The sequence below is a fragment of the Rhizobium sp. YJ-22 genome (assembly GCF_029601685.1).
GTDB lineage: Bacteria > Pseudomonadota > Alphaproteobacteria > Rhizobiales > Rhizobiaceae > Metarhizobium.
Map to the genome: position 1 here is coordinate 12445 of NZ_JARRIR010000031.1, position 269 is coordinate 12713.

At 66.5% G+C, this 269-nt stretch carries 1 pseudogene; it reads right to left on the reverse strand.

Annotated features, from left to right (window positions below):
• Nucleotides 1-269 (reverse strand): annotated as a pseudogene (locus P7F60_RS29750) (replication initiation protein RepC); the annotation flags it as partial.

Here is a 269-nt window from a genome sequence, read left to right on the forward strand (position 1 = left end):
TGAATCCGGGAATTTTCCCGCGTTTCCAGCCTGTTGAGGATCTCTTCACGCAGCAGGGTCATTTCGTCGAGAAGGCTGGCGAGCTGGGTAAGCGACGGCGCGCGGGGGATGCACCCGACCAGACCGACATAGACCTGCTCCACCGCCTGCCAGTCGCCGTCCGCGCCCTCCTCCAGCGCCGCCGTGATCAGCTTGCGGACATCGCGGCGGCAGATGGTCAGATCCTCCTTGGCCTTGCGGAACTGCGCGCGCTCGGCGGCGACGGCCTG